Raw genomic sequence first — 23,367 nt, 5'->3', positions numbered from 1 at the left:
CTCCCGGGCAGCTCTCCCCGGCTCGGCTCCTAGCCGCCCGCGAAAGGCGGGAGCGCGTCGACGAGAGCGCCCTGGCTGAGCGGCGTGCCCGGGTCGGCGCGCTCGCCGTCCAGGAGGAAGGTGCAGATCGACAGCACCCGCGCGAGCTCCGGCCGATCGGTGGAGACGGTGCTGACCAGGTCGCGGATCGACCCCGCCTCGGCGGTCGCCGACGACTCCCCCGCGGCCGAACGAGCGGCGGCGAAGTACCTGATGGTGACTTCCGGCATCTGGTCGGCGCCTCACTAATCGGTTAAGTCTTCGGCTATTATGTCAGCTTGCTGTTATGCCCAGTGTGTCTCAGGCCCCCGGCAACGACGCCGTCGGGGCCTGACGTGCACGAGGACCGGGTCGCATCCTCAGGATCCGATGATCAGCACAAGGAGACGGCGTGAGCACGTTGCTTCTGCTGACGAACGCGCTGCAGGCCTCCACCGAGGTCCTGCCCTCGCTCGCCCTGCTCCCGCACCAGATCAGGATCCTGCCTCCCGAGGTCGCCGCGCTGGTCGACGCTCCGGATGCCGACGCCGTCCTGCTCGACGCCCGCCGCGACCTGGTCGCCGTCCGGAGCGCCTCCCGGCTGATCCGGACCACCGGTATCGACGTGCCGCTGATCCTGGTCGTCACCGAAGGCGGCCTGACCGCGGTCAACGCCGACTGGGGCGCCGACGACGTGCTGCTCGACACCGCCGGCCCGGCCGAGATCGAGGCCCGGCTGCGGCTGGTCATCGGCCGGCTCGCCGCGACCCGCAACGACGAGCCCGAGTCCACGCTGATCCGCAGCGGCGACGTCGTGATCGACGAAGCGTCGTACACCGCGAAGCTCAACGGGCGGGCGCTCGACCTGACCTACAAGGAATTCGAGCTGTTCAAGTTCCTCGCCCAGCACCCCGGCCGGGTCTTCACCCGCGAGCAGCTGCTGCAAGAGGTCTGGGGCTACGACTACTTCGGCGGCACCCGGACCGTGGACGTGCACGTACGCCGCCTGCGCGCGAAGCTGGGGCCCGAGCACGAGTCCCTCATCGGCACCGTCCGCAACGTCGGCTACCGCTTCGTCGTACCGCCGGCGCCCTCGACCCGCGAACCGGCCGAAGCGAAGTCCTGAGCGCTGCTCAGAACAAGAACTTCAGCAAGGTCACCGCGAGCGCGGCGGCCGTGAACAGCGCCGCTTTCCAGGATCCGACGCCCTGCCGGAACGCCGCCACGAACGTCCCGATCGTGATCGGGACCAGCATCACCAGCAGCGTGACCCCGGCGGCGTGAACGCCGACGTGCGACTGGGCCGTGAGCACCAGGCCCACGACGAATGCAAACGTCAACCCGAGCCAGCTGGTGGTCTGGACCGGCCCATCACCGCTGCGATGCCCGCGATGTGACGAGCGAGTGGCCCGCCGATGCGAGGTCGGAGCAACGTGCGCCATCGCTCACCTTCCGTAAAAGCCTGAGTACGCAAGGTATCAAAAGCTTTCGCGGATCGAAAAACCGTCGTGGTCCCGGCGTACTCCCGCACGCCGGGACCCTGAACGGTCGAGCGGCCGGTGTCAGGAGCCGATCGAGATGCGGTCGGTGGCGACCGGGGTGTACGGGTCGTGGGCGGTCAGGTAGCTGGCGAACGCGTCGATGTCGAGGCCGCCGAACACCTTGTTCGTCGCGGTGGTGAAGGCCGGGAAGCCGTCGCCGCCGTCGGACAGGAAGTTGTTCGTGACGATGCGGTACGACGTAGCATCCACCAGCGGCTGCCCGCCGATCTTGATCGAGCCGGCGACGATCTTCGAGCCCGCCGCGGCCGCCGGGTTCCAGGTGTAGGTGATGCCCGCGACCTGGAGCACCTTGTACTTCGCCGCCTCCGGACCGTTCAGCCCGGAGAACTGCTGCTCGAGCAGCGTCTTGATCTGCGCCCCGGTCATGTCCATCGAGACCAGGAAGTTGTTGAACGGCTGCACCGTGAACGCCTGCCCGAAGGTGACCTCACCGTTGTTCGACGCCAGGTCCGCGCGGATCCCACCCGGGTTCATGAACGCGGCGACCGGTGCCGCGCCGCCCGACACCACGGACGGGTCGGCCAGCTGGGCGTCGGCGATCAGGTTCCCCAGCGGGGATTCGAGCGAGTCGTCGTTCGTCCGCACCACCGACGGCGTGGTGATGTGACCGATCACCTTGGACTCGATCGGCGCGACCAGCGTCTTGTACTTCGCGATCAGGTCGGCCGTCTTGCGGTCCTGCACCACGTCCTGGGTGACGATCTGGTTGTTCGCCAGGGTGTTGACCCGGTCGACGTCACCGGTCGCGTTGTCGATGCTCAACCGGACCTCGGTCACGAGCCGGCCGAACGACGACGCGCTGGTGACGAGCCGCGGCTTACCCGCCTTGTCCGGCAGGGAGCAGTTGTACGCCTGGTGGGTGTGGCCGGAGACGATCGCGTCGATCGCCGGGTCCAGGTTGGCGTTGATGTCCATGATCGGGCCGGAGATGCCCGGGCAGCTGTTGTACGCCTTCGGGTCGGCCGGGAAACCGCCCTCGTGCAGCAGCACGACGATCGACTGCACGCCCTTCTTCTTCAGCACCGGGACCAGCGCGTTCGCCGTCTCGACCTCGTCCTTGAAGGTCAGCCCCTCGACCCCGGACTTGGTCACGATGTTCGGCGTGTTCTCCAGCGTCATGCCGATGAAGCCGACCTTCTGGCCGTCGGCGAAGGTCTTGATCGTGTACGGCGCGAACAGCGTCTTCTGGGTGTTGGTGAAGAACACGTTGGCGGACAGGTACTTGAACTTGGCGCCCGTGAACGGGTGCGCCGGATCCGGGCAGGAGTTCTGGTTGTTCTGCCCGTCGCCGTCCGGCAGGCAGCCGCCGGTCTGCATCCGGAGCAACTCGTGCCAGCCCTCGTCGAACTCGTGGTTGCCCACCGACGCAACCTCGAGTCCCATCCCGTTCATCGCTTCGATCGTCGGCTCGTCGTGGAACGCGGCCGACAGCAGCGGCGAGGCGCCGATCAGGTCACCGGCAGCCACCGTGACCGAGTCCTGGCCCTTCGCCTTCGCGGCGGCCCGCAGGTCCTTCAGATGCGTCGCGAGGTACGCCGCGCCGCCGGCCGGGATCCCGTTGATGTTGCCGCCCGACCCGGTCGCCGGCTCCAGGTTGCCGTGGAAGTCGTTGAGCGCGAGCAGCTGGATCTGGGTGTGCGTCGGCTTCGGCTTCTTCGCCTGCACGGCGGCCGCCTCGGCCGTGGCATTCGACTGGGTGGCGCCCGTCTTCGTCGTATCGGCCGCCTGGCTCACGGATCCCCCCGCGGCCAAGGCGAGCACCGCAGCCGTCCCGGCGGCGAGCAGTCCGACCGCCCGCCGTCCCCCCAGCCGCACCTTGTCTCGTCCTGTCAGGGCCATGTCAACTCCGTCTGGTCCGTCGATTCGGTCACCGCGGGGGCGAAATCCCCCGTGGTGCCGGGAAAGTTACCCGGATCGGCACGACCCGGCCAGGACCTGAGCATGAACTCGACCGGACCTTTTACGGTATTCAGGTGACCCTCGAAGCCGTTCCCTCACCGTTGCCCTCGGCCACCGCCGCCGCCGTCACGGAACTCGCCCGCGCGGCAGCACACAGCGACGGCGTCAACCCGCTGTCCGAACGCACCCTCCTGCACCTCGATGGCGAGCACCCCGACGACGTCCACGTCCTCGCCTACGAAGGCGATCCCGGCACCATCGAGGTCACCGGCCTGCAGAGCGCCCGCAACCTCGTCGGGTACGGCGCTCTGTCCCCCGACGGCTCGGCCGAACTCTTCGTCGGTCCGGACTTCCGCCGACAGGGCTTCGGTACGGCGCTCCTGCGCATGCTGCTCGACCACGGTGGCGCCCGCACGCGCGTCTGGGCCCACGGACGTCTCCCGGGCGCCGACGAGCTCGCCCAGCGCCTCGGTCTCCAGGTAACACGGGAGCTCTACTTCCTCCGCCGTACCAGGGCTTCGCTGCCGGACCCGGTCTGGCCCGACGGGATCGACGTACGCACGTTTGTCCCCGGACAGGACGACAAGGCCTGGCTGGAGGTCAACGCGGCCGCATTCGCCGACCACCCCGAGCAGGGCAGCTGGACCGCCGCGGATCTGGCCGAGCGCCTGCAGCAACCGTGGTTCGACCCCAACGACTTCTTCCTGGCCGTAGATTCCGCGACCGGCGCGCTGGCCGGCTTCCACTGGACCAAGGTCGAAGACGGCGTCGGCGAGGTCTACGTAGTAGGCGTCTCCCCCAACCACCAAGGCAGCGGCCTGGGCAAAGCCCTGACCCTCCAAGGCCTCCACCACCTCCAGACCGACCGCGACCTGGACTCCGTCGTCCTCTACGTCGACGGCACCAACACCGCCGCGAGAGCCCTCTACACAAAACTGGGCTTCAAAACCGCCGCCCTGGACGTCCAGTACGCCCCCGCCTGACCCCCTGTGAACGACCTCACACCGAAGTCACCCGCTCACTTCGCGTCATAACTCCCCACCAACCCCGTCCCACCACTAGCCAGGAGCCGTCCGAGCCTCTAACCCCCCAGCCGGGCGGCTCCTGGCCCCAAGCGGTTATCCACAGGCTGCACCTTTTGCCATCGAGCCCAGAGCCCAACCCCCGTTACGATCATGTCGACTACGGAGGGCTGACACTCGTGACACACCGCAACAAGCCATTCCTCACCTTCGCGGCCTGCGTATGCGCCACCACACTCGTGCCCGCATGCGGCCAGGGCAGCCCAGCGGCAGGCCGCCCCAACACCGCCCCGCCGCCCTCGAGGCCAACGGCGGGGGTCTCAAGCACGGCGCCTTCCGACGACACAACCTCTTCGCTCCCGACGGCCAACCTGCCTACGACGGCACCAACCCGGCCGACCGCAGCCGCCGGGTCAAGCCTGGCGGCCGGTGAAGCCTTCATCGGGTACTACGTCGAGTTGCTGAACTACACGTACACGACTGGAGATCCGTCTCCCCTCCTGGCCGAGAGCGACAAAGGCTGCGAGGGTTGCAAGGGCATTGCCGACTACGCGCGAAAGATCAACGCGAAGAACGGCGGCCTAGAGGGCGACTACGCCGACCATCTGGTCGACGTCAAAGAGATCTATCGCGGCGAGACCGGACGGCTGGGCGGGTCCGCCGCAATGAAGGCTGGAACATATGTCGAGCGCAGTTCGCCCGGCGCCTCGCCCGTCCCGCAGGAAAGCGCCGCTGGGACGATGGAATTCTCTCTGTCTGCCAGTGGCGGAAACTGGGTGATGTTCGAAATGCAGATCAACGAATCATGAGTCACAGTCCACGCTCAGCACGCGCCGCCACCTTGGCGCTCGTATCGGTCGTCGGCATGCCGTTCGTTTTCTCCGTCGCCATGCAGGCTGACCGCGCCGATGCGACTCCGACTGCATCCATGAACAAGGCGACGAAGCCGAAGCCCAAGGTTGGGGCGAAGAAGCACAACTGGGGTACCAGCGTCACCGGAACCACCAAAGCGAAAGATCGACTGGACGCAAAGCGACCGCCGTCCACCCCGCACCCACGCGCGCAGAAGCCCTCGGTGAGCAAACCTGTCCACTCGAAGACCTCCCCTGGAACGCAGGACGACGACCGTGGATCGATCCGAATCAACATCGGACTTTGCGGCTTGCTGCAGCCGGACGGAACGGTGCCTGGTCCTACCCGATGCCAGCCCGGGGGCGCTGGACGGCGCACTACCGGACGGAAAACCCCGCCGGAAGTAGTACGCCCTCGCCCCGAGGACATCGCGTGGGAGGAAGTACGTTCGGAGACAAAGAACGTAATTTTCCCTGGGCTTTCGGTGAAGGTGCAACCGAATGGGCGGACGCTCGTCAACCTGGACACGATCGTCTACACCGACGACAGCAAGATGACCAGGACGACTGTGACTCTGCTCGGGTTTCCGGTGGTGGTTGAGGCGACGCCGATCAGTTATACCTGGAGCTTTGGTGATGGGAGTCCTGCGTTGACGACGAGTACGCCGGGGAAGGCGTATCCGTCGAAGGAGATCACGCACAAGTACATGAAGCGCGCGGCCGTCAGCCTGACACTGACCACCAACTACGCGGCTCGCTTCAACGTCGCCGATACCGGCTGGCAGTACGTCGACGGCACCGTCCCCATCACCGGCCCAGCCACCCCGCTCTTGGTCCGAGAGGCCGTCCCCGTCCTCGTTGACCCGGGCCGCTGAGCGGTTGGTGTGCTGCGCTCGCCGGAGTCGAAGTCGTTCACAGGCGGGCTAGTGCAGCGTGGATCTGAGGTGGTTGATGAGGTGGGTGTGGGCTTCGCGGACTTTGCCGGGGACGGTTAGGAGGTTGGCGTAGCCGTGGCAGAGGGAGGGGTGGTGGGTGTGGGTCAGGGGGTTGCCGGCTGATTTGAGGGCTTCGGCGTATTCGAGGCCTTCGTCGCGGAGGGGGTCGAAGCCGGCGGTGGTGAGGTAGGTGGGTGGGAGGCCGGTGAGGTCTTCGGCGCGGACGGGGGAGACGATCGGGTCGGGGCGGATCGTGGGGTCGGGGGTGTAGTGGTCGCGGTACCAGATGATGTCGTTCTCGCTGAGGATGAAGCCTTCGGAGAACAGGTCCCGGCTCGGGCGGCGGGCGACCAGGTCGACGGCGGGGTACAGGAGCACCTGGAGGGCGGGGTGCGGGAGGCCGCGGCGTACCGTCTGCTGGGCTACGACGGCGGCCAGGTTGCCACCGGCGCTGTCGCCGCCGACGGCCACGAGGGCGGGATCGACGCCCAGGTCGTCGGCGTGCTCGACGGCCCAGGTGAAGGCGGCGATGGCGTCCTCGGCGGCGGTGGGCGCGGGAGCCTCGGGGGCCAGGCGGTAGTCGACGGAGAGGACCCGGATGCCGGCGTCGGCGGCGATCGCGCGGCACAGGCCGTCGTGGGTGTTCAGGTCACCGACGACCCACCCACCACCGTGAAAGAACACCAGGAGGCCTCGACCAGCCGGACGCGACGACCCCTCCGGTGGGCGGGGGATGTAGAGGCGGGCTCCTAGTTGGCCGGCGGCGCCTCGGACGGTGAGGTCGGTTACGCGTTGTAGTTCGGCGGGGTTGCCGGGGATCAGTTTGCAGAGGTTGCGGAAATGGGCGCGGGCCGTGGCCGCGTCGGTCTTGGTTGTGCGGGGCAACAGGTTGTCGACGCGCACGAGCAGCTGCAAATCGGGGTCGAGGATGTTGCCGTCGATCTGGATCGGCGCACCGGCGAGGCGGTGCCGGACGGCCGCGGGCAGCGCGTACAGCGGGGTCAGCGCGTTTGCTTGTACGGCGGTCACCGTGTCCCGCAGTACCGAATCCAGTCGTGAGTTCACAAGGAGTGACGCTAGCAACCGCGGCCGGAAGAAGGCGTCTGCAGGCAACGAAAACGTCACATCGGCCAACGCGCTGACGGCTACCCGCCGTTCACCAAAGGATGGGATGCTGGACGGCGTGGCAGGAGACTTGCTGGCATCCCACAACCGGGAGTACGACGTCGAGCCGCCGTACGACATCAGTGCGGCCGGCGATCTTCCGGTGGATCGGTTCTCCGATCGGGAGCTGAGCTGGCTCGCGTTCAACCAGCGGGTCCTGGAGCTGGCGGAGAACGATCGGATCCCGCTGCTCGAGCGGGCCAAGTTCCTCGCCATCTTCGCGAGCAACCTGGACGAGTTCTACATGGTCCGGATCGCCGGTCTGAAGCGCCGGATCGCGGCCGGGGTCGCGGTGCGGGCGGCCAGTGGTCTGCTCCCCCGCGAGGTCCTCGACCGCAGCCTGGCCCGGAGCCGCGAGCTGATGGACCGGCAGGCGGAGTCGTGGCGCAAGTCGATCCAGCCGGCGCTGGTCGAGCAGGGCATCGAGATCCTCCGCTGGGACGAGCTGCAGCACAGCGAGCGCGAGGACATGACCCGGTTCTTCCGGGACCGCGTCTTCCCGGTGCTGACGCCACTGGCGGTCGACCCGTCGCACCCGTTCCCGTACATCTCCGGCCTGAGCCTGAACCTGGCGGTCGTGGTCCGCAATCCCGACACCGGCGGCGAGCACTTCGCCCGGGTCAAGGTGCCGCCGCTGCTGCCGCGGTTCGTGAAGGTCGACGAGGGCCGGTTCGTCCCGCTCGAGGACGTCATCGCGACCCACCTGGGCCAGCTGTTCCCGGGCATGGAGGTCACCCAGCACCACACCTTCCGCGTGACCCGCAACGAGGACCTCGAGGTCGAGGAGGACGACGCGGAGAACCTGCTGGCAGCGCTCGAGAAGGAGCTGCTGCGCCGCCGGTTCGGTCCGCCGGTCCGGCTCGAGGTCGAGGAGTCGATCGACCCGCAGGTGAAGGCGCTGCTGCTGTCCGAGCTGGGCGTCACCGAGGCCGAGGTGTTCGAGCTCCCTGGCCCGCTGGACCTGCGGGGCCTGTTCACGATCGCCAGCCTGGACCGGGCCGAGCTGAAGTACCCCGGGTTCGTTCCGTCGACGCATCCGCATCTGGCGGAGGTGGAGACCTCCAACCCGGCCGATATGTTCCACGCGCTCAAGCAGCGCGACGTGCTGGTCCACCACCCGTACGACTCGTTCTCCACGAGCGTGCAGCGCTTCATCGAGCAGGCGGCCGCCGATCCGCACGTGCTGGCGATCAAGCAGACGCTGTACCGGACCAGCGGTGACTCGCCGATCGTCGACGCGCTCATCGACGCGGCCGAGGCCGGCAAGCAGGTCCTGGTGCTGGTGGAGATCCAGGCGCGTTTCGACGAGCAGGCCAACATCAAGTGGGCCCGTCAGCTCGAGCACGCCGGCTGCCACGTCGTGTACGGCGTGATCGGCCTCAAGACGCACTGCAAGCTGTCGATGGTCGTCCGCGACGAGCCCGACGGCCTGCGCCGCTACGCCCACATCGGGACCGGCAACTACCACCCCAAAACCGCCCGGCTGTACGAGGACCTCGGCCTGCTCACCAGCGACAAGGTGGTCACCGAGGACGTCGCTCTGCTGTTCAACCACCTGTCCGGCTTCGGCCGCAGCGCCGGGTACCGGCGGATCCTGGTCGCCCCCCAGTCGGTACGGCGGGGGCTCGTGGAGCGGATCGACCGCGAGGTGCAGCATCACCTGGCCGGCCGCCCCGCCCGGATCCGGATCAAGGTGAACAGCCTGGTCGACGAGGCCCTGTGCGACGCGCTCTACCGGGCGTCGCAGGCCGGCGTGCCGGTCGACCTGTGGATCCGCGGCATCTGCACACTGCGCCCCGGCGTACCGGGTCTGTCGGAGAACATCCAGGTCCGCAGCATCCTGGGCCGGTTCCTCGAGCACAGCCGCGTGTTCCTGTTCGAGAACGGCGGCGAACCGGAGGTGTGGATAGGCTCAGCCGACCTGATGCACCGCAACCTGGACCGCCGGGTCGAGGTGCTGGTGCAGCTGAAGGAGCCGGACCATGTCATCGAGCTGGGCGAGATGTTCGACCTGGCGCTGGACGACGGCACCGGATCCTGGTGGCTGCAGGCGGACGACACGTGGCAGGCGCGGCTGATCGCTCCGGACGGCGAGCCGCTGCGCGACATGCAGGAGCGGCTGATCGCGACTCGCGGGCGCCGCCGGGTGGTCGACCCCATCAGCTAGTGTCCCGTAAGCGTTGTAGCTTGAACGATAGTGGTGTCCAGGTGCGTGCATCGCGGTGCTTCGTCAGTGGCCTCGATGCGGAGCATCGTGGGCGCTGAGCAAGTTCCGCGAGGTGCGTGCCTGGGCGCCGATAGCTTCAAGCTACAACGCTTGCGGGACACTAGTTCCTTAAGGTGAGTGCATGAGCAACCCGGCGACGGTCATCGCCGCGGGTGGTGTCGTCTGGCGAGAGCGCCGCGGCACCCGGCAGGTGCTGCTCGTGCACCGTCCCCGGTACGACGACTGGTCCCTTCCGAAGGGCAAGCTGACCGCACATGAGCACGTGCTGCTCGGTGCGCGTCGGGAGATCGAAGAAGAGACCGGACTGCAGGTCATCCTCGGTCCACCGCTCGGTGTCCAGCGGTACGCGATCCGCAAGAACGGCGGGACCGCTGAGAAGCTGGTCCACTACTGGTCCGCCGTACCGGTCAGTGATGTGGACTTCGTGCCGAACGACGAAGTGGACCAGATCAGCTGGCTCCCGGTGGACAAGGCCCGCAACCAGCTCAGCTACCCCCGCGACGTGGACATCCTGGACGCACTGGAGCACGCGGTGCCGGTGGTGGCCACAGTGGTGGTCGTCCGGCATGCAGAGGCGGTGAAGCGGAAGGACTGGGACGGCAAGGACACGGTGCGCCCGCTCACCAGCACCGGTACGGCGGTTGCCGAGCGACTGGCCGACGTACTGGCCGCTCTGGGCGCGGACCGGATCATCAGCAGCGACGCGGAGCGCTGTGCCGCCACAGTCACGCCGTACGCCGCCTCCATCGACCGGCACATCCACCTCTGGCCCGAGATCTCCGAGCGGGGGTACGACGCTGATCCGGACGCCCTGCGTGGTCTGGCGGAGCGGGTGTGGCGACCGGGCAAGGTGACGGTCATCTGCTCCCACCGGCCGGTGCTGCCGGCTCTGTCCCGGGAGCTGGGGCTGAAGGTGGGCAAGTTCTCCACGGGCGCGTTTCTGGTCGCGCACCGGCTGGCGGACGGGCGCCTCGTCCACGAGCGCTTCAGGGCTCCCTGACCACGCTGCGACACGGCTCGGTGACGATCCAGGCACAGCCGACGGGGCAGCCGGGTGACACTGGAGGTGACGGGTATGTTCCTACCCGAGGAACCGGCGCCCCACCGGGTGCCGGTCTGAGGAGAGGTTCGGGGCGCACCATGACGATGATGCGAGAACTGACACTGATCGGGATCCGGATGGAATCGCCCAACCGGGCCCCGGTGATGATGCTGCGCGAGACCGAGGGCTACCGCTACCTGCCGATCTCGATCGGCTCGGTCGAGGCGACTGCGATCGCGTACGAGGAGCAGGGCCTGCGTCCGTCGCGGCCGCTCACCCATGACCTGATGCGCGACCTGATCGAGGCGTTCGGCGTCCACATCGAGGCTGTCGAGATCGTCGAACTCCGCGACGCCGTCTTCTACGCCGAACTCGTCCTGGCCAACGGCGCCCGGGTGTCCGCGAGACCGAGCGACTCGGTCGCGCTCGCCGTCCGTCTCGGTACGCCGATCCGCTGCACCGAACAGGTGCTCCGCGAGGCCGGAATCGCCACCCCCGAGGAAGAACAGGCCGAACTGGAACGCTTCCGCCAGTTCCTCGACAGTGTCGCCCCGGAGGACTTCTCCAGCTGACCGCTCCCCACACCGTGCGCTACGATCCGTTCGCGCACTGGCGGCAGGGGTGACCTCCAGGCGCCTTTCACCTGGGGGACTCAGACATGCGCAGAATCGTCGCCACCGCGACCGCCGCCGTACTCCTCGCCGCGCTCCGGACCACCACGGCCCACGCCGCACCACCGCCGCCGACCGACGTACAGGTCAGCTGGTCGGATCCGGCGACCAGCCTGATGCGAGTGCAGTGGACGGATGCCGGGGCCTCCAACAAGCTGCGCATCGAGTACCAGGACGGAACAGCGCCGACGGGCTGGCTCGCTACCTCGGACAACGACTTCAACCATGACTGGGCAGTGCAGTGGGGAAAGACCGCGCGGGTCGCGGTGGTGACGACCGACGCGACCGGCGACAGCGCCGCCGCGTATTCCCCCTGGTTCGACACGAACATCCCCGCGGCACCCACGGTGACCGCCGCGGTTCCGCAGGCGGACGGGTCGCTGCGGCTCACCTGGACCAACCCGCCGGCTTCGAAGGACAGCACGCCGGGCGACCCGCTGGACCTGCCGGTCGGCAAGGCCGGCGAGGTCCTCGTGAAGGTCTGGTCCAGGCCCGCCGACAAGACGGAGCAGTTCTCGCACCCGCTCGGCACCACGACGGCGGTCGTGCCGCCGCGCCCGCGTCCGCTGACGACCCGGGTCATCGCGACGAACGAGTGGGGCGGATCATCACCCGACGCGGTCGACTACACGGACATGAAGTTCGTCCTCAAGGCCGGACCGGCGTACGGCGTCTTCGGCAAGCCGATGACGGTCTCCGGTATCGCGGGCGCGCTGCTCTGCGACAACCCGGGCAACTGTGGCAACGGACGACTGTTCGGCGGGGCGGGAATTCCGATCACCATGCAGACCAGGGCGAGCGCCGCAAAGCCCTGGGAGTACGCCGGGCGCTACACCTCGTTCGACCTGTCCGGATTCGAGGCACGACCTGTCGCGGTCGGCGGTCGCGAGTACCGCTTCTACGCCCCGGCCTGGAAGGGCTATTCGACGGTCACGGCGCTGGCGATCTCGGGCTCGAAGTACATCCCCACGCTGGCGGACTTCGCGGTGGCCGGGTTCAACGTGAGGACTGCGCAGGTCGGGCAGATAGTGAAGCTGACCGTGGACGTGAAGCCGGGCGGGACCGTGAAGGGCGCGCTGCAGCGGTGGGACGGCAAGTACTGGCGCAGTGTGCTGACCGTGCCGGTTGTTAAAGGTAAGGCAACGATGTCGATCCGGGCCGCCGGGCGCGGTACGACCACGCAGTACCGTGTTGCCGTCCCGGGGATGACGTACTACGGGCTGCCGATCCAGACCACCGGCAGTCGATCGTTCACCCTGACAGTGCGCTGAGCGTTACCGAAACGTGAGCCAACGGCTGTTTACATCAACAGAGCGTGACGGCTCCTAACTCAGTTCACCTATTGGCTGCCTGTCGGCACGCCAGGCGTCGCACACGCTACTGGAACCGTTCACCGCTCGTTCACCAGCGACGGACCGGTCGGTCACCTGCTCTCCCTACCGTCTGTGGAAGTTAAGAAGTCTGATTCCCGCAGAAGGGCAACACTCTCGTGTCCGTCAATCGCCTGCTCCGCGTCGGCTCCGTCGCCGTGGCATCCCTCGGCGTCCTCGCTCTGAGCGCCTGTGGCAGTGACCCCGAGCCGTCCGGCTCCTCGAGCCCCGGTTCCTCGTCCTCGTCCGCCGGTGCCGACTGCCCGCAGGGCACTCTGAACGCGGAGGGCTCCTCGGCGCAGAAGAACGCCATCGACGAGGTCATCAGCAAGTACAACGAGAAGTGCGCCGATGTCACGGTGAACTACAACCCGACCGGATCCGGTGCGGGCGTGAAGCAGTTCAACGCGAACCAGGTCGACTTCGCCGGCTCCGACTCGGCGCTGAAGCCGGACGAGATGACCGCCGCCACGAAGCGCTGCGCGGGCAACCCCGCCATCGACCTGCCGATGGTGATCGGCCCGGTCGCGATCGCGATCAACGTCGACGGCGTCGACAAGTTCGTCCTCGACGGCCCGACCGCCGCGAAGATCTTCCAGGGCACCATCAAGACCTGGAACGACCCGGCGATCGCCAAGCTGAACCCGGGTGTGACCTTCCCGTCGGCTCCGATCTCGGTCTTCTTCCGCTCCGACGAGTCCGGCACCACCGAGAACTTCACCAAGTACCTGCAGGCCTCGGGCGGTGGCGCCTGGACCGGCACGCCGGCCAAGAAGTGGACCGGCACCGGCGCCGGCAAGGAGAAGTCCGCGGGCGTCGCCGAGGGCGTCAAGAGCACCAAGAACTCGATCACCTACGTCGAGTGGTCGTACGCGGTCGACAACAAGCTGACCATCGCCCAGATCGACAACGGCTCGGGCACCCCGATCGAGCTGACCGCCGACTCCGCCGGCAAGGCCCTGGCCGCCGCGCAGCCGGCCGGCACCGGGTCCGACCTGGCCCTGAAGCTGGACTACGCGACCAAGGCCGCGGGTGCGTACCCGATCATCCTGGTCACCTACGAGATCGCCTGCACCAAGGGTCTCCCGGCCGAGAAGACCGCGCTGGTGAAGAGCTTCCTGAGCTACTTCGTCAGCAAGGACGGCCAGGCCTCGCTGACCGACCTGAACTACGCGCCGCTCCCGGCCGAGATCCAGACCAAGGTCGACGCGGCCATCCAGGCGATCAGCTGATCTCGAAGTAGCACTGATGCGAGCCCCGGCCGGTCCGATGACTCATCGGAGGACGGCCGGGGCTCGCCTCGTCAGATCCAGACGTGACAGATCACGACCCAGGCGCTTGGAGCACCATCGATGAGTAGTCCAGACGGCACGGCACCGCCCGACCGGCCGGACGGCAAGGCCGCCGGACAGGAAGAACCCACGATCGAGGAGCTGGTCCACGAGGACGCGGGGCCGACTCCGCGGTTCGAGGACCTGGCCGACGAGCACGCCGAGCACGAAGCGGCGCAGTCGGCCGAACTGATGACCGAGTCCGGGCCCGAGGCAACGACCGCCACGGCGGCGTCCGGCAAGAAGATGGAGCTCGGCCCGGTCGGTCATCTCGGTGACCGTCTGTTCAGCGCCTTCGCCCGCGGCTCCGGCGGCCTGGTGGTCCTGATCGTCGCGTTCGTCGGTATCTTCCTGCTGGCGCTGGCGATTCCGTCGCTGGCCGACGACAAGAGCAGCTTCCTGTTCTCCCGGATCTGGGAGCCCGGCGGCGACCAGCCCCGGTTCGGTATCGCGGCGATGTTCTACACCACCGTGATCAGCTCGATCATCGCGATGCTGATCGCCGTCCCGATCGCGATCGGCGTCGCCCTCTTCATCACCTACTACTCGCCGAAGCGGCTGGCCCAGCCGGTGGCGTACGCCGTCGACCTGCTGGCCGCGGTGCCGTCGATCATCTACGGCCTGTGGGGCATCATGTTCTTCGCCCCGATCCTGCTGCCGGTGATCAACGGCCTGTCCGATGCGCTCGGCTGGATCCCGCTGTTCGAGAAGCCGGCCGGCGACAACGTCGGCGTGGTCTTCACCGCGTCGGTGGTGCTGGCGATCATGATCCTGCCGGTGGTCACCGCGATCAGCCGGGAGATCTTCGCGCAGACGCCGATCACGCACCGCGAGGGCGCACTGGCGCTCGGCGCGACCAAGTGGGAGATGATCCGGATGGCGGTGCTGCCGTACGGGCGTTCCGGCGTGGTGAGCGCGTCGATGCTCGGCCTCGGCCGCGCGCTCGGCGAGACCGTCGCCGTACTGATCATCCTGTCGGTGCCGAACGGCAACGACCCGTGGAACTCGTCGATCTTCGCCGGTGGCGAGACGTTCGCGTCGAAGATCGCCAACAACGCCGCCGAGTTCGACTCGCCGGAGAAGACCGGCGCCTACATCGCGGCCGGCCTGGTCCTGTTCGTGGTCACGTTCCTGGTCAACTCCGCGGCCCGGATCATCGTCGACCGCAGCACCCCCGGCGCCAAGCGCCCCCGCCGCAACCGTCGCGCCGGGACAGCCCAAGGAGCATCGGCATGACGGCCATCGCAGAGAACAAGCCGGCCTACGACGGGCAGGCGCTGGATCTGACCGGGAAGTCCGGCGCCCGGGCGTTCAAGAACACGCTGGCGACCGTGCTGATCGTGCTGGCCTTCCTGGTCGCGATGATCCCGCTGGTGTGGATCCTCGGCACCGTGGTCAGCAAGGGCTACCACCTGCTGCTGAACGCGGACTGGTGGAGCCAGTCACAGCGCGGCATCACCGTTCGGCGCGAAGGCGGCGGCGCGTACCACGCCATCATGGGCACGCTGATCATGGCGCTGATCACGGCCGTGATCGCGGTGCCGATCGCCGTCCTCGGCGCGGTCTATCTGGTCGAGTACGGCAAGGGCACCCGAGCGGCCAAGGTCGTCAGCTTCATGATCGACATCCTCACCGGTGTCCCGTCGATCGTCGCCGCGCTGTTCGTCTACGCGGTCTGGATCACGATCTTCGGCTTCAACCGGGTCGGGTTCGCGGTGTCGCTGTCCCTGGTGCTGCTGATGCTCCCGGTCGTCCTGCGGTCCACCGAGGAGATGCTCAAGCTCGTCCCGGACGAGTTGCGGGAGGCGTCGTACGCGCTCGGGGTGCCGAAGTGGAAGACGATCATGAAGGTGGTCGTCCCGACCGCGTTCGGCGGCATCGTCACCGGCGTGATGCTGGGTCTGGCCCGGGTGATGGGCGAGACCGCGCCGCTGCTGATCCTGGTCGGCTACTCGAAGAACATCAACCTGAATCCGTTCAACGGGTTCATGGGCGCGCTGCCGACGATGATCAACCAGGACCGGACCGAGCTGGCGCTGCAGCCGGCCGCGGACCGGGTCTGGGCGGCCGCGCTGACGCTGATCCTGCTGGTCCTTGTCCTCAACGTGCTGGCCCGGCTCGTCGCCCGGTTCAGCGCCATCAAGTCGAAATAGTTACGAGAGGTTCTGAGTCGATATGGCTAAGCGCATCGAGGTCAGCGGCCTCAACGTCTACTACGGCGACTTCAAGGCCGTCGAGGACGTGTCGATGACGGTCGAGCCCCGCTCGGTCACCGCGTTCATCGGCCCGTCGGGCTGCGGCAAGTCCACCTTCCTGCGGACCCTGAACCGGATGCACGAGGTGATCCCCGGCGCCCGGGTCGAGGGCAAGGTGATGCTGGACCAGCAGGACCTGTACGCCTCCGGCGTCGACCCGGTCGCGGTCCGCCGCGTGGTGGGCATGGTGTTCCAGCGGCCGAACCCGTTCCCGACGATGTCGATCTTCGACAACGTCGCGTCCGGCCTGAAGCTGAACGGCGTCAAGGACCGCAAGAAGCTGACCGAGGTGGTCGAGCGGTCCCTGCACGGCGCGAACCTGTGGAACGAGGTCAAGGACCGCCTCGACAAGCCCGGTGCGGGCCTGTCCGGCGGTCAGCAGCAGCGGCTCTGCATCGCCCGGGCGATCGCGGTCGAGCCCGAGGTGATCCTGATGGACGAGCCCTGCTCGGCCCTGGACCCGATCTCGACGCTGGCGATCGAGGACCTGATCGAGAAGCTGAAGGACCAGTTCACGGTCGTCATCGTGACGCACAACATGCAGCAGGCGGCACGCGTCTCGGACCAGACCGCGTTCTTCAACCTGGCCGCGACCGGCAAGCCCGGCCGGCTGATCGAGATGGCCCCGACCAAGCAGATCTTCTCCAACCCGACGGAGAAGGCCACCGAGGACTACATCACGGGTCGCTTCGGCTGATCCGCCGTACTGCCGGCCGCCGCGACGATCTCCGTCGCGGCGGCCGCCCGCGTTTCAGACGCAGAGTGAACGGGCGAAGTTGACCCGGGCAAGGACGTCGGCCACCTGTTGCGGCGAGGTCACGCCGACGTGGGTGTTGTGCGTGCGGTTGCCGTTCTGCACGGTGATCTGGACGAAGCCAGTGGTCTTGCGCTCCTTGCAGAGCAGGAAAAGCAGGCCGAGCAGGCAGGCCAGCGCGAAGATGATCGCCAGCACGATCGCCCAGCCGGGGATCTTCTCCTCGGTCCGCGACATGTCCATCGCCGACCAGTTCGTGCCGTGGGTCGGCAGCACGCCGGCCGGCGTGACGATCCGCTGCTGCTCGACGGAGATGTCGCCGATCGTCACCAGCACCGGACCGGCCGGCAACGCCACCAACGGCGGCTGGGCCTGTGGTGGCTGCTGGTACGGACCGCCGACCGGCGGCGGGAACGCGCCCGGCTGCATACCGTACGGTCCGGGCTGTGCTTGAGGGGCGGCCTCGAAGGTGGGCGGCGACGGGTACTGCACCGGGAGATGGCGGTCGGGATCGCCGCCAGGGCCCTGGTCGGGTCCAGGTTCACGAGGGGTTTCAGTCACAGACCAGACCCTAAGGGTTTCGCGGACCGGAGTGGGGACGTGACCGCGAACCTGTGGAAAAGATAGCCTTCGGGGATTCCTCGACGTTCTCAGAAGGGAACCGCGGTGAGCACTCCGACGCCTCCTCCCGGCGACGACCAGAACGACCAGAACCGGCCGCAGGACACCCCCGAGACCCCGGGTGAACAGCCGAGCCAGTACGGTCAGCCGAATCCGTACGGCCAGGCGGGTCAGCCCGAGCAGCCGGGGCAGTACGGCCAGCCGGGCCAATACGGGCAGCAGCCTGGCCAGTACGGTCAGCAGCCCGGGCAGTACGGACAGTCCCAGTACCCGGGTCAGCCGGGGCAGTACGGACAGCAGCAGCCCGGCCAGTACGGGCAGCAGCAACCGGGGTACGGCCAGCAGCCAGGTCAGCCCGGGCAGCCCGGGCAGCAGCAGGGTTACGGACAGCAGCAGCCGGGTGCGTACGGCCAGCAGCCCGGCCAGCCGGGCCAGTACGGCGCGTACGGCCAGTCCGGATACGGGTACGGCGCCGGCGCGCAGCCGCAGAACAACACGCCGCAGACGCTGGCGATCATCGGCATCGTCTGCCTGGTCATCTGTACGCCGGCCTCGATCGTTCTCGGCCTGATTGCCCAAGGCAAGTTCCGCGAGCAGGGCCGCTCGGACACGCTGGCCAAGGTCGCCTGGATCGGCGGCGCCGCCCTGACCGGCCTCGGGCTGCTGTTCTACATCATCGGCCTCGCGTCGAACTGATCCCGGACTGCCGCGGGGCCCAGTTGGCTCCGCGGCAGTTTCAGTTCAGGTTGCGGGCGACGCCGTACACCACCAGCAGGGCGATCACGCCCTTGATCAGCCAGTCCGCGACGCGCGGACTCATCGAGAGCCTCGGCAGCCGCACCAGCCGCAGGGATTCGAGCGACCAGGCAAGCACTTGGTAGCCGACGGCAACACCGACGAGTGGGCCGAGCACCAGGATCACGGGGTTGAAGTGCCAGGCGGCGTCCAGGTCGCCGCGGAGCAAGGCGGCCGCCATCCGGGTCGACCCGCAGAGCGGGCAGTTCAGGCCGGTGGTGGCGTGCAGGATGCACGGAACGCCGATCCGGTCGCCGGACAGCTGGTACAGCCCGGCCAGCGCGAATCCGCCGACACCGACCGCGGACAGACCCCACACCCGCCGGTCCAGCGGCTGGACCGGACCGGCGGGCCGGAGGACGACACTCTGCGAGGCGCTCACCCGACAACGGTAACTCTCATCACGTGGGATCCGTTCACGGGTCTGAGCCGTCGGACCCGTAGCCTGCAACTCACTCCTCAGATTCTTAGTCAGTAGAAGGGATCGTCGTGAGCACTCCGACGCCACCGCCGGGTTACGGCCCGCAAGACCCACAGCAGCCGGGTCAGTACGGCCTGCCAGGCCAGTACGGTCAGCCGGGTCAGTACGGGCAGCAGCCTGGCTACGGCGGCCAGCAGCAGCCCGGGTACGGCCAGCAGCCTGGTCAGTACGGGCAGCAGCCGGGTTATCCCCAGCAGCCAGGCCAGTACGGGCAGCAGCAGCCGGGTCAGTACGGCCAGCCGGGTCAGCCTTATGGCCAGCCGGGCTACGGGCAGTACGGCCAGCCGGGCTTCGGCGGTGGGATCCCGGGCAACCTGGCAGCCTGGCCGAACCGGGTCGGCGCCTGGTTCGTCGACTCGCTCATCGTCGGTGTGCCGTGCGGTATCGGCTCCGCGATCGCGGGCAACACCAACAGCACGGTGCTCGCGATCATCGGCCTGATCTTCTACCTGGCCGGCGTCGGTCTGGCGATCTGGAACATCCTGATCCGCCAGGGCAGCAGCGGTCAGACCCTGGGCAAGCAGGCGCTCGGCCTGAAGCTCGTCGGCGCCGACACCGGCCAGCCGATCGGCGCGGGCAAGACGTTCCTCCGCCAGCTGACGCACATCCTCGACGGCCTGGCCTGCTACATCGGCTACCTGTGGCCGCTGTGGGACGAGAAGCGGCAGACGTTCGCCGACAAGATCAACAACACCTACGTCATCAAGCTCTGACCTGACGAGGACCCCTCGTGAGCACTCCTCCTCCCTCCGGGCCGTACGACGGTCGATATCCCCCGGGCCAGTTCCCGCCGCAGGGCTACAACCCTTACGGGCAAGGCTTTCCGGGCGGCGGGTACGGGTATGGGTACGCGCCGCCCGGTCGCCTGGCCGACTGGCCGATCCGGGTCGGCGCGTCGTTGCTCGACTCGTTGATCATGGCCATCCCGGCGATCGCCGGGGTGCTGGCCGCGCTGATCATCGACGGCGACCAGGAGGAACTGGGCGTCGGCGGCGGGATCGCGATGATCGGCGGGTTCGTGGTGGCCTTCGGGGTCTGGGTGTGGAATCGCATCATCCAGCAGGGCCGCACGGGCCAGTCGTTCGGCAAGAAGGTGACCAGCCTGCGGGTCGTGGACGCGTACACCGGTCAGCTGATCGGCATGGGCAAGAACCTCGGACGCGAGGTCTGCGCCCAGATCTTCAACCAGCTCTGCGTCCTCAACGTGCTCTGGCCGCTCTGGGACGACAAGCAACAGACCTGGCACGACAAGGTCGTCAACGACATCGTCGTACGCACCTGACCTCAGTGTGAGCGGAGGAGGCCGGCGCAGGTCACTGCCCAGAGGACGCTGGTGAAGGTGCCGATGATGAAGCGTTCGGCGACGGCCTGCGGTGTGACCGACGCCGGCTGGTCCGGACTGCGGAGCTCCGGGTAGCGGGCCAGGCCCTTGATCGCCAGCACTACTGCGATGCCTTCCGGCCAGCCGGACACCAGTGACGCGTAGATCGCGGCCCGCTCGAGGGATCCGATCAGCGCGCCACCCCGCAGTACCTCACCGGCCTTCTGGGTCGACTGGGCCCGGGTGTTGTTCCGGTCGACCAGAGCCAGCACAGAGGTCGTCAGCGGCCCGCCACCGGTCACTGCCAAGCCTCCGGCCAGCAGGAGCAGCACGTCCCACCAGCGCTCGGCCCAGCCCGCCACGCCGTGACCTGCCAGGAGCAGGACCCCGACAGCGGCCAGGCAGGCGAGCATCACGCCACTGATCGCGATCTCGAGACCCGAACCGGACCTGGGCACCCAAGCGAGCACAGCAAGCACCAGCCCGGCAGCGGTCAACGACAGGACCAGCGCCGTCACGCAGCAACCTCAGCACCGAGGAGATCCGCGGCCAGCACCCGTCCGCGCTGCTCCTCGGCGAATCCCGCGGCCTGCGCCCGTTGCGTCACCGCCGACTGGCTGATGCCGAGTTTCACGCCGATCTCCCGCCTGGTGAGTCCTTCGGCCAACAGGTCCGCCACTGCCCAGCCACGCTCGCTGCGGCGCCGCAGTACGGACGCCATCAGCCAGAGCACTGTTTCCACCTGCTCCGCGATCCGCGAGTCCGCGCCGACCACGTTCACATGGTGCGGGCTCGACTTGGCCCGCGTCACTGCCTCGCGGGCAAACACGAACGCCTCGCCGCTGCCGGCCCTGGTGCTGCGGGGCAGCGGCTGGTCGGCCTCGCCGACGCCGAGACCGACGTACCAGGAGTCCGCACGGAGCAGCTCGACGATCAGGTCGACGGTCGGCCGGGCCTCGGAGAGCACGCCCTGCACCTCGTCGCCGGCGGTCCGCTCGAACCTCCGCAGCAGGCCGGTCCGCCGTGGGCGCCGGTTCAGGGAGTTCAGCAGCTCGGGTACGAGATCGCCCGTGCTTCGGCTGCCACGCTGATCTACCGTGAGAACGAAGACCATCGCCCTGCACCTCCTTCTGAACGGCTTAAGGCTACAGTCTTATTCACGTAGAGTGAAGGACAAAACCTGAATCGCTTCAGCCGATCACTCCCGGTGATCATCGTGGCAGCCGCCGATTCCTCCATTGTCCGCTGGATTCCGGCGCCCTGGCAGCTCGACGCCGGTCGCGGAACTCACCGTGCGTCAGCGGGCAGCGGATCAGTCGGCGAGCGGCAGGTACAACTTCTGGTCGGCCGCCTTGAAGGTCTCCGACATCTCCGCGAAGCCGGCTTCGATGGCCTCGGTGGAGGTGAGGCCGTGTTCCTCGGCGTACGCGCGGATGTCGGCGGTGATCCGCATCGAGCAGAACTTCGGCCCACACATCGAGCAGAAGTGCGCGGTCTTCGCGGGCTCGGCCGGCAGCGTCTCGTCGTGGAAGGACCGGGCCGTGTCCGGATCCAGCGACAGGTTGAACTGGTCCTCCCAGCGGAACTCGAACCTTGCCTTGGACAACGTGTCGTCCCAGGCCTGCGCGCCCGGATGCCCCTTGGCCAGATCCGCCGCGTGGGCAGCGATCTTGTACGTGATCACGCCGGTCTTCACGTCGTCCCGATCCGGCAGCCCGAGGTGTTCCTTGGGCGTGACGTAGCAGAGCATCGCCGTACCCAGCCAGCCGATCTGCGCCGCGCCGATCGCCGACGTGATGTGGTCGTACGCCGGCGCCACATCAGTTGCCAACGGCCCCAATGTGTAGAACGGCGCCTCGCCGCACAGCTCCTCCTCGAGCCGGACGTTCTCCGCGATCTTGTCCATCGGGACGTGCCCCGGCCCTTCGATCATCACCTGTACGTCGTGATCCCAGGCGATCCGGGTCAACTCCCCCAGCGTCCGCAGCTCGGCGAACTGCGCGGCGTCGTTGGCATCCGCGATGCACCCCGGCCGAAGCCCGTCGCCCAGCGAGAACGTTACGTCGTAGGCCCGCAGGATCTCGCAGAGCTCCGCGAAATGCGTGTACAGGAAGGACTCCTGGTGATGCGCCAGGCACCACGCAGCCATGATCGAGCCACCCCGCGACACGATGCCCGTGATCCGTGCGGCGGTCAGCGGCACGTACCGCAGCAGTACGCCGGCGTGCACGGTCAGGTAGTCCACGCCCTGCTCGCACTGCTCGATCACGGTCTCGCGGTACACCTCCCAGGACAGCTCGGCCGGATCGCCCTTCACCTTCTCCAGCGCCTGGTACAGCGGCACCGTTCCGATCGGGACCGGCGAGTTCCGCAGGATCCACTCCCGCGTCTCGTGGATGTTCTTCCCGGTGGACAGGTCCATCACCGTGTCCGCGCCCCACCGGGTCGCCCAGACCAGCTTCTCGACCTCTTCCTCGACCGAGCTGCTGACGGCGGAGTTGCCGATGTTCGCGTTCACCTTCACCAGGAACTTCTTCCCGATGATCATCGGCTCGCTCTCCGGATGCCGCCGGTTCGCCGGGATCACCGCGCGCCCGCGCGCGACCTCCGCCCGGACGAATTCCGGATCGAGACCCTCGCGGACGGCGACGTACCTCATCTCGTCGGTGATCACTCCCGCCCGCGCGTACCCGAGCTGGGTCCGCGGTTCGCGCCCGGCGATCCAGTCCCGCCGCACCGCGGGCAGACCGGCCTGTACGTCGATCCGCGCCGACGCGTCCGTGTACGGACCGGAGGTGTCGTACAGGTCGAAGTGCTCGCCGTTGGTGAGGTGGACGCGACGAGCCGGTACGCCGAGCTCCCCGCGGTAGATCTTCTCCGAGCCGGAGATCGGACCCGTCGTGACGGCCGGACGGATCGTGCTGACATTCACCATGCTGGTGCTCCCTACGCCGGAATTACCCGGACAGGTTCGGCGGTCGGCGGCGCCGGCCAGGTGCGATTCCTGGTCCAGCCGCCCTCTCAGCCCACTACGGTGCGAGCTCCCGC

General features: G+C 68.0%; 25 protein-coding genes. 15 read left to right on the top strand and 10 right to left on the bottom strand.

Going from position 1 to position 23,367, the window contains the following annotated elements; genetic code table 11:
• Positions 1-29 precede the first annotated feature (29 nt).
• Positions 30-269 (bottom strand): MoaD/ThiS family protein, encoded by a 240-nt coding sequence (locus OHA18_RS19385; RefSeq protein WP_329005539.1) that lies wholly within the window; start codon positions 267-269, stop codon positions 30-32.
• Positions 270-430: 161 nt separating this feature from the next.
• On the opposite strand from OHA18_RS19385, the gene OHA18_RS19380 reads away from it, so the two are divergent.
• Positions 431-1,144, top strand: coding sequence for a response regulator transcription factor (locus OHA18_RS19380; protein ID WP_329005538.1), 714 nt, complete (start codon positions 431-433; stop codon positions 1,142-1,144).
• A 7-nt stretch (positions 1,145-1,151) separates the two neighbouring features.
• Here the strand turns inward: OHA18_RS19380 and OHA18_RS19375 are convergent, their stop codons facing one another.
• Both OHA18_RS19375 and OHA18_RS19370 read right to left on the bottom strand, forming a co-directional pair.
• Complete coding sequence (locus OHA18_RS19375) at positions 1,152-1,460, bottom strand: hypothetical protein (protein WP_329005536.1); 309 nt, start codon at positions 1,458-1,460, stop codon at positions 1,152-1,154.
• Between the two features lie 120 nt (positions 1,461-1,580).
• Entirely contained in the window at positions 1,581-3,419 is a 1,839-nt protein-coding gene (locus OHA18_RS19370; RefSeq protein ID WP_329005534.1) for a bifunctional metallophosphatase/5'-nucleotidase, read from the bottom strand.
• 134 nt (positions 3,420-3,553) lie between these two features.
• Between OHA18_RS19370 and mshD the strand changes: the two genes are divergently transcribed.
• On the top strand, positions 3,554-4,462 hold the full coding sequence (gene mshD / locus OHA18_RS19365; RefSeq protein WP_329005532.1) for a mycothiol synthase: 909 nt from the start codon (positions 3,554-3,556) through the stop codon (positions 4,460-4,462).
• Positions 4,463-4,680: 218 nt separating this feature from the next.
• Positions 4,681-5,310, top strand: coding sequence for a DUF6318 family protein (locus OHA18_RS19360; protein WP_329005530.1), 630 nt, complete (start codon positions 4,681-4,683; stop codon positions 5,308-5,310).
• Between the two features lies 1 nt (position 5,311).
• On the opposite strand, the gene OHA18_RS19355 is transcribed toward OHA18_RS19360, so the two are convergent.
• Positions 5,312-5,497 (bottom strand): hypothetical protein, encoded by a 186-nt coding sequence (locus tag OHA18_RS19355; RefSeq protein WP_329005529.1) that lies wholly within the window; start codon positions 5,495-5,497, stop codon positions 5,312-5,314.
• Between the two features lie 340 nt (positions 5,498-5,837).
• On the opposite strand from OHA18_RS19355, the gene OHA18_RS19350 reads away from it, so the two are divergent.
• Positions 5,838-6,227, top strand: coding sequence for a PKD domain-containing protein (locus OHA18_RS19350; RefSeq protein ID WP_329005528.1), 390 nt, complete (start codon positions 5,838-5,840; stop codon positions 6,225-6,227).
• 48 nt (positions 6,228-6,275) lie between these two features.
• Here the strand turns inward: OHA18_RS19350 and OHA18_RS19345 are convergent, their stop codons facing one another.
• Positions 6,276-7,352 (bottom strand): alpha/beta hydrolase, encoded by a 1,077-nt coding sequence (locus OHA18_RS19345; protein ID WP_329005527.1) that lies wholly within the window; start codon positions 7,350-7,352, stop codon positions 6,276-6,278.
• A gap of 106 nt (positions 7,353-7,458) precedes the next feature.
• Between OHA18_RS19345 and OHA18_RS19340 the strand changes: the two genes are divergently transcribed.
• The 8 genes from OHA18_RS19340 to pstB all read left to right on the top strand — a co-directional run bounded on the left by OHA18_RS19340 (position 7,459) and on the right by pstB (position 17,044).
• Positions 7,459-9,618: an RNA degradosome polyphosphate kinase gene (locus tag OHA18_RS19340; RefSeq protein ID WP_329005526.1), complete on the top strand. Its 2,160-nt coding sequence runs from the start codon at positions 7,459-7,461 to the stop codon at positions 9,616-9,618.
• A gap of 181 nt (positions 9,619-9,799) precedes the next feature.
• Positions 9,800-10,678, top strand: a complete 879-nt coding sequence (locus OHA18_RS19335; RefSeq protein ID WP_329005525.1) for an NUDIX hydrolase — start codon at positions 9,800-9,802, stop codon at positions 10,676-10,678.
• 140 nt (positions 10,679-10,818) lie between these two features.
• Complete coding sequence (locus OHA18_RS19330; protein ID WP_134105638.1) at positions 10,819-11,292, top strand: bifunctional nuclease family protein; 474 nt, start codon at positions 10,819-10,821, stop codon at positions 11,290-11,292.
• An 86-nt stretch (positions 11,293-11,378) separates the two neighbouring features.
• Positions 11,379-12,662 carry a hypothetical protein gene (locus tag OHA18_RS19325; protein WP_329005524.1) on the top strand — a complete coding sequence of 428 codons (1,284 nt, stop codon included), beginning with the start codon at positions 11,379-11,381 and terminating at the stop codon, positions 12,660-12,662.
• 218 nt (positions 12,663-12,880) lie between these two features.
• Positions 12,881-13,993: a phosphate ABC transporter substrate-binding protein PstS gene (pstS, locus tag OHA18_RS19320; RefSeq protein ID WP_329005523.1), complete on the top strand. Its 1,113-nt coding sequence runs from the start codon at positions 12,881-12,883 to the stop codon at positions 13,991-13,993.
• A gap of 291 nt (positions 13,994-14,284) precedes the next feature.
• Complete coding sequence (gene pstC, locus OHA18_RS19315; RefSeq protein ID WP_442914418.1) at positions 14,285-15,328, top strand: phosphate ABC transporter permease subunit PstC; 1,044 nt, start codon at positions 14,285-14,287, stop codon at positions 15,326-15,328.
• Complete coding sequence (gene pstA / locus OHA18_RS19310; RefSeq protein WP_329005521.1) at positions 15,325-16,245, top strand: phosphate ABC transporter permease PstA; 921 nt, start codon at positions 15,325-15,327, stop codon at positions 16,243-16,245. Before pstC ends, pstA begins: the two co-directional genes overlap by 4 nt.
• Positions 16,246-16,267: 22 nt before the next feature.
• Entirely contained in the window at positions 16,268-17,044 is a 777-nt protein-coding gene (gene pstB / locus OHA18_RS19305; RefSeq protein ID WP_130446274.1) for a phosphate ABC transporter ATP-binding protein PstB, read from the top strand.
• A 54-nt stretch (positions 17,045-17,098) separates the two neighbouring features.
• Here pstB and OHA18_RS19300 read toward each other — a convergent pair whose 3' ends face one another.
• Positions 17,099-17,662, bottom strand: coding sequence for a hypothetical protein (locus tag OHA18_RS19300; RefSeq protein WP_329005520.1), 564 nt, complete (start codon positions 17,660-17,662; stop codon positions 17,099-17,101).
• Positions 17,663-17,767: 105 nt separating this feature from the next.
• Between OHA18_RS19300 and OHA18_RS19295 the strand changes: the two genes are divergently transcribed.
• Entirely contained in the window at positions 17,768-18,418 is a 651-nt protein-coding gene (locus tag OHA18_RS19295; protein WP_329005519.1) for a hypothetical protein, read from the top strand.
• A 40-nt stretch (positions 18,419-18,458) separates the two neighbouring features.
• Here the strand turns inward: OHA18_RS19295 and OHA18_RS19290 are convergent, their stop codons facing one another.
• Positions 18,459-18,899, bottom strand: coding sequence for a DUF2752 domain-containing protein (locus OHA18_RS19290; protein WP_329005518.1), 441 nt, complete (start codon positions 18,897-18,899; stop codon positions 18,459-18,461).
• Between the two features lie 107 nt (positions 18,900-19,006).
• Between OHA18_RS19290 and OHA18_RS19285 the strand changes: the two genes are divergently transcribed.
• On the top strand, positions 19,007-19,711 hold the full coding sequence (locus OHA18_RS19285) for an RDD family protein (RefSeq protein ID WP_329005517.1): 705 nt from the start codon (positions 19,007-19,009) through the stop codon (positions 19,709-19,711).
• A gap of 17 nt (positions 19,712-19,728) precedes the next feature.
• Positions 19,729-20,280, top strand: a complete 552-nt coding sequence (locus tag OHA18_RS19280) for an RDD family protein (protein ID WP_329005516.1) — start codon at positions 19,729-19,731, stop codon at positions 20,278-20,280.
• 2 nt (positions 20,281-20,282) lie between these two features.
• Here OHA18_RS19280 and OHA18_RS19275 read toward each other — a convergent pair whose 3' ends face one another.
• From OHA18_RS19275 to thiC, 3 genes are all read right to left on the bottom strand, one after another.
• Positions 20,283-20,837, bottom strand: coding sequence for a hypothetical protein (locus OHA18_RS19275; protein WP_329005515.1), 555 nt, complete (start codon positions 20,835-20,837; stop codon positions 20,283-20,285).
• Entirely contained in the window at positions 20,834-21,433 is a 600-nt protein-coding gene (locus OHA18_RS19270; RefSeq protein WP_329005514.1) for a transposase, read from the bottom strand. The genes OHA18_RS19275 and OHA18_RS19270 overlap by 4 nt, the downstream gene beginning before the upstream one ends.
• A 198-nt stretch (positions 21,434-21,631) precedes the next feature.
• A complete protein-coding gene (gene thiC, locus OHA18_RS19265) occupies positions 21,632-23,254 on the bottom strand; it encodes a phosphomethylpyrimidine synthase ThiC (protein ID WP_329005513.1) in 1,623 nt (540 codons plus the stop codon).
• Between the last annotated feature and the right edge of the window lie 113 nt (positions 23,255-23,367).

The organism is Kribbella sp. NBC_00709 (assembly GCF_036226565.1).
Taxonomy (GTDB): Bacteria; Actinomycetota; Actinomycetes; order Propionibacteriales; family Kribbellaceae; genus Kribbella.
The sequence above is the reverse complement of the archived record's forward strand: the minus strand, read 5'-3'. Positions and strand labels throughout refer to the sequence as shown.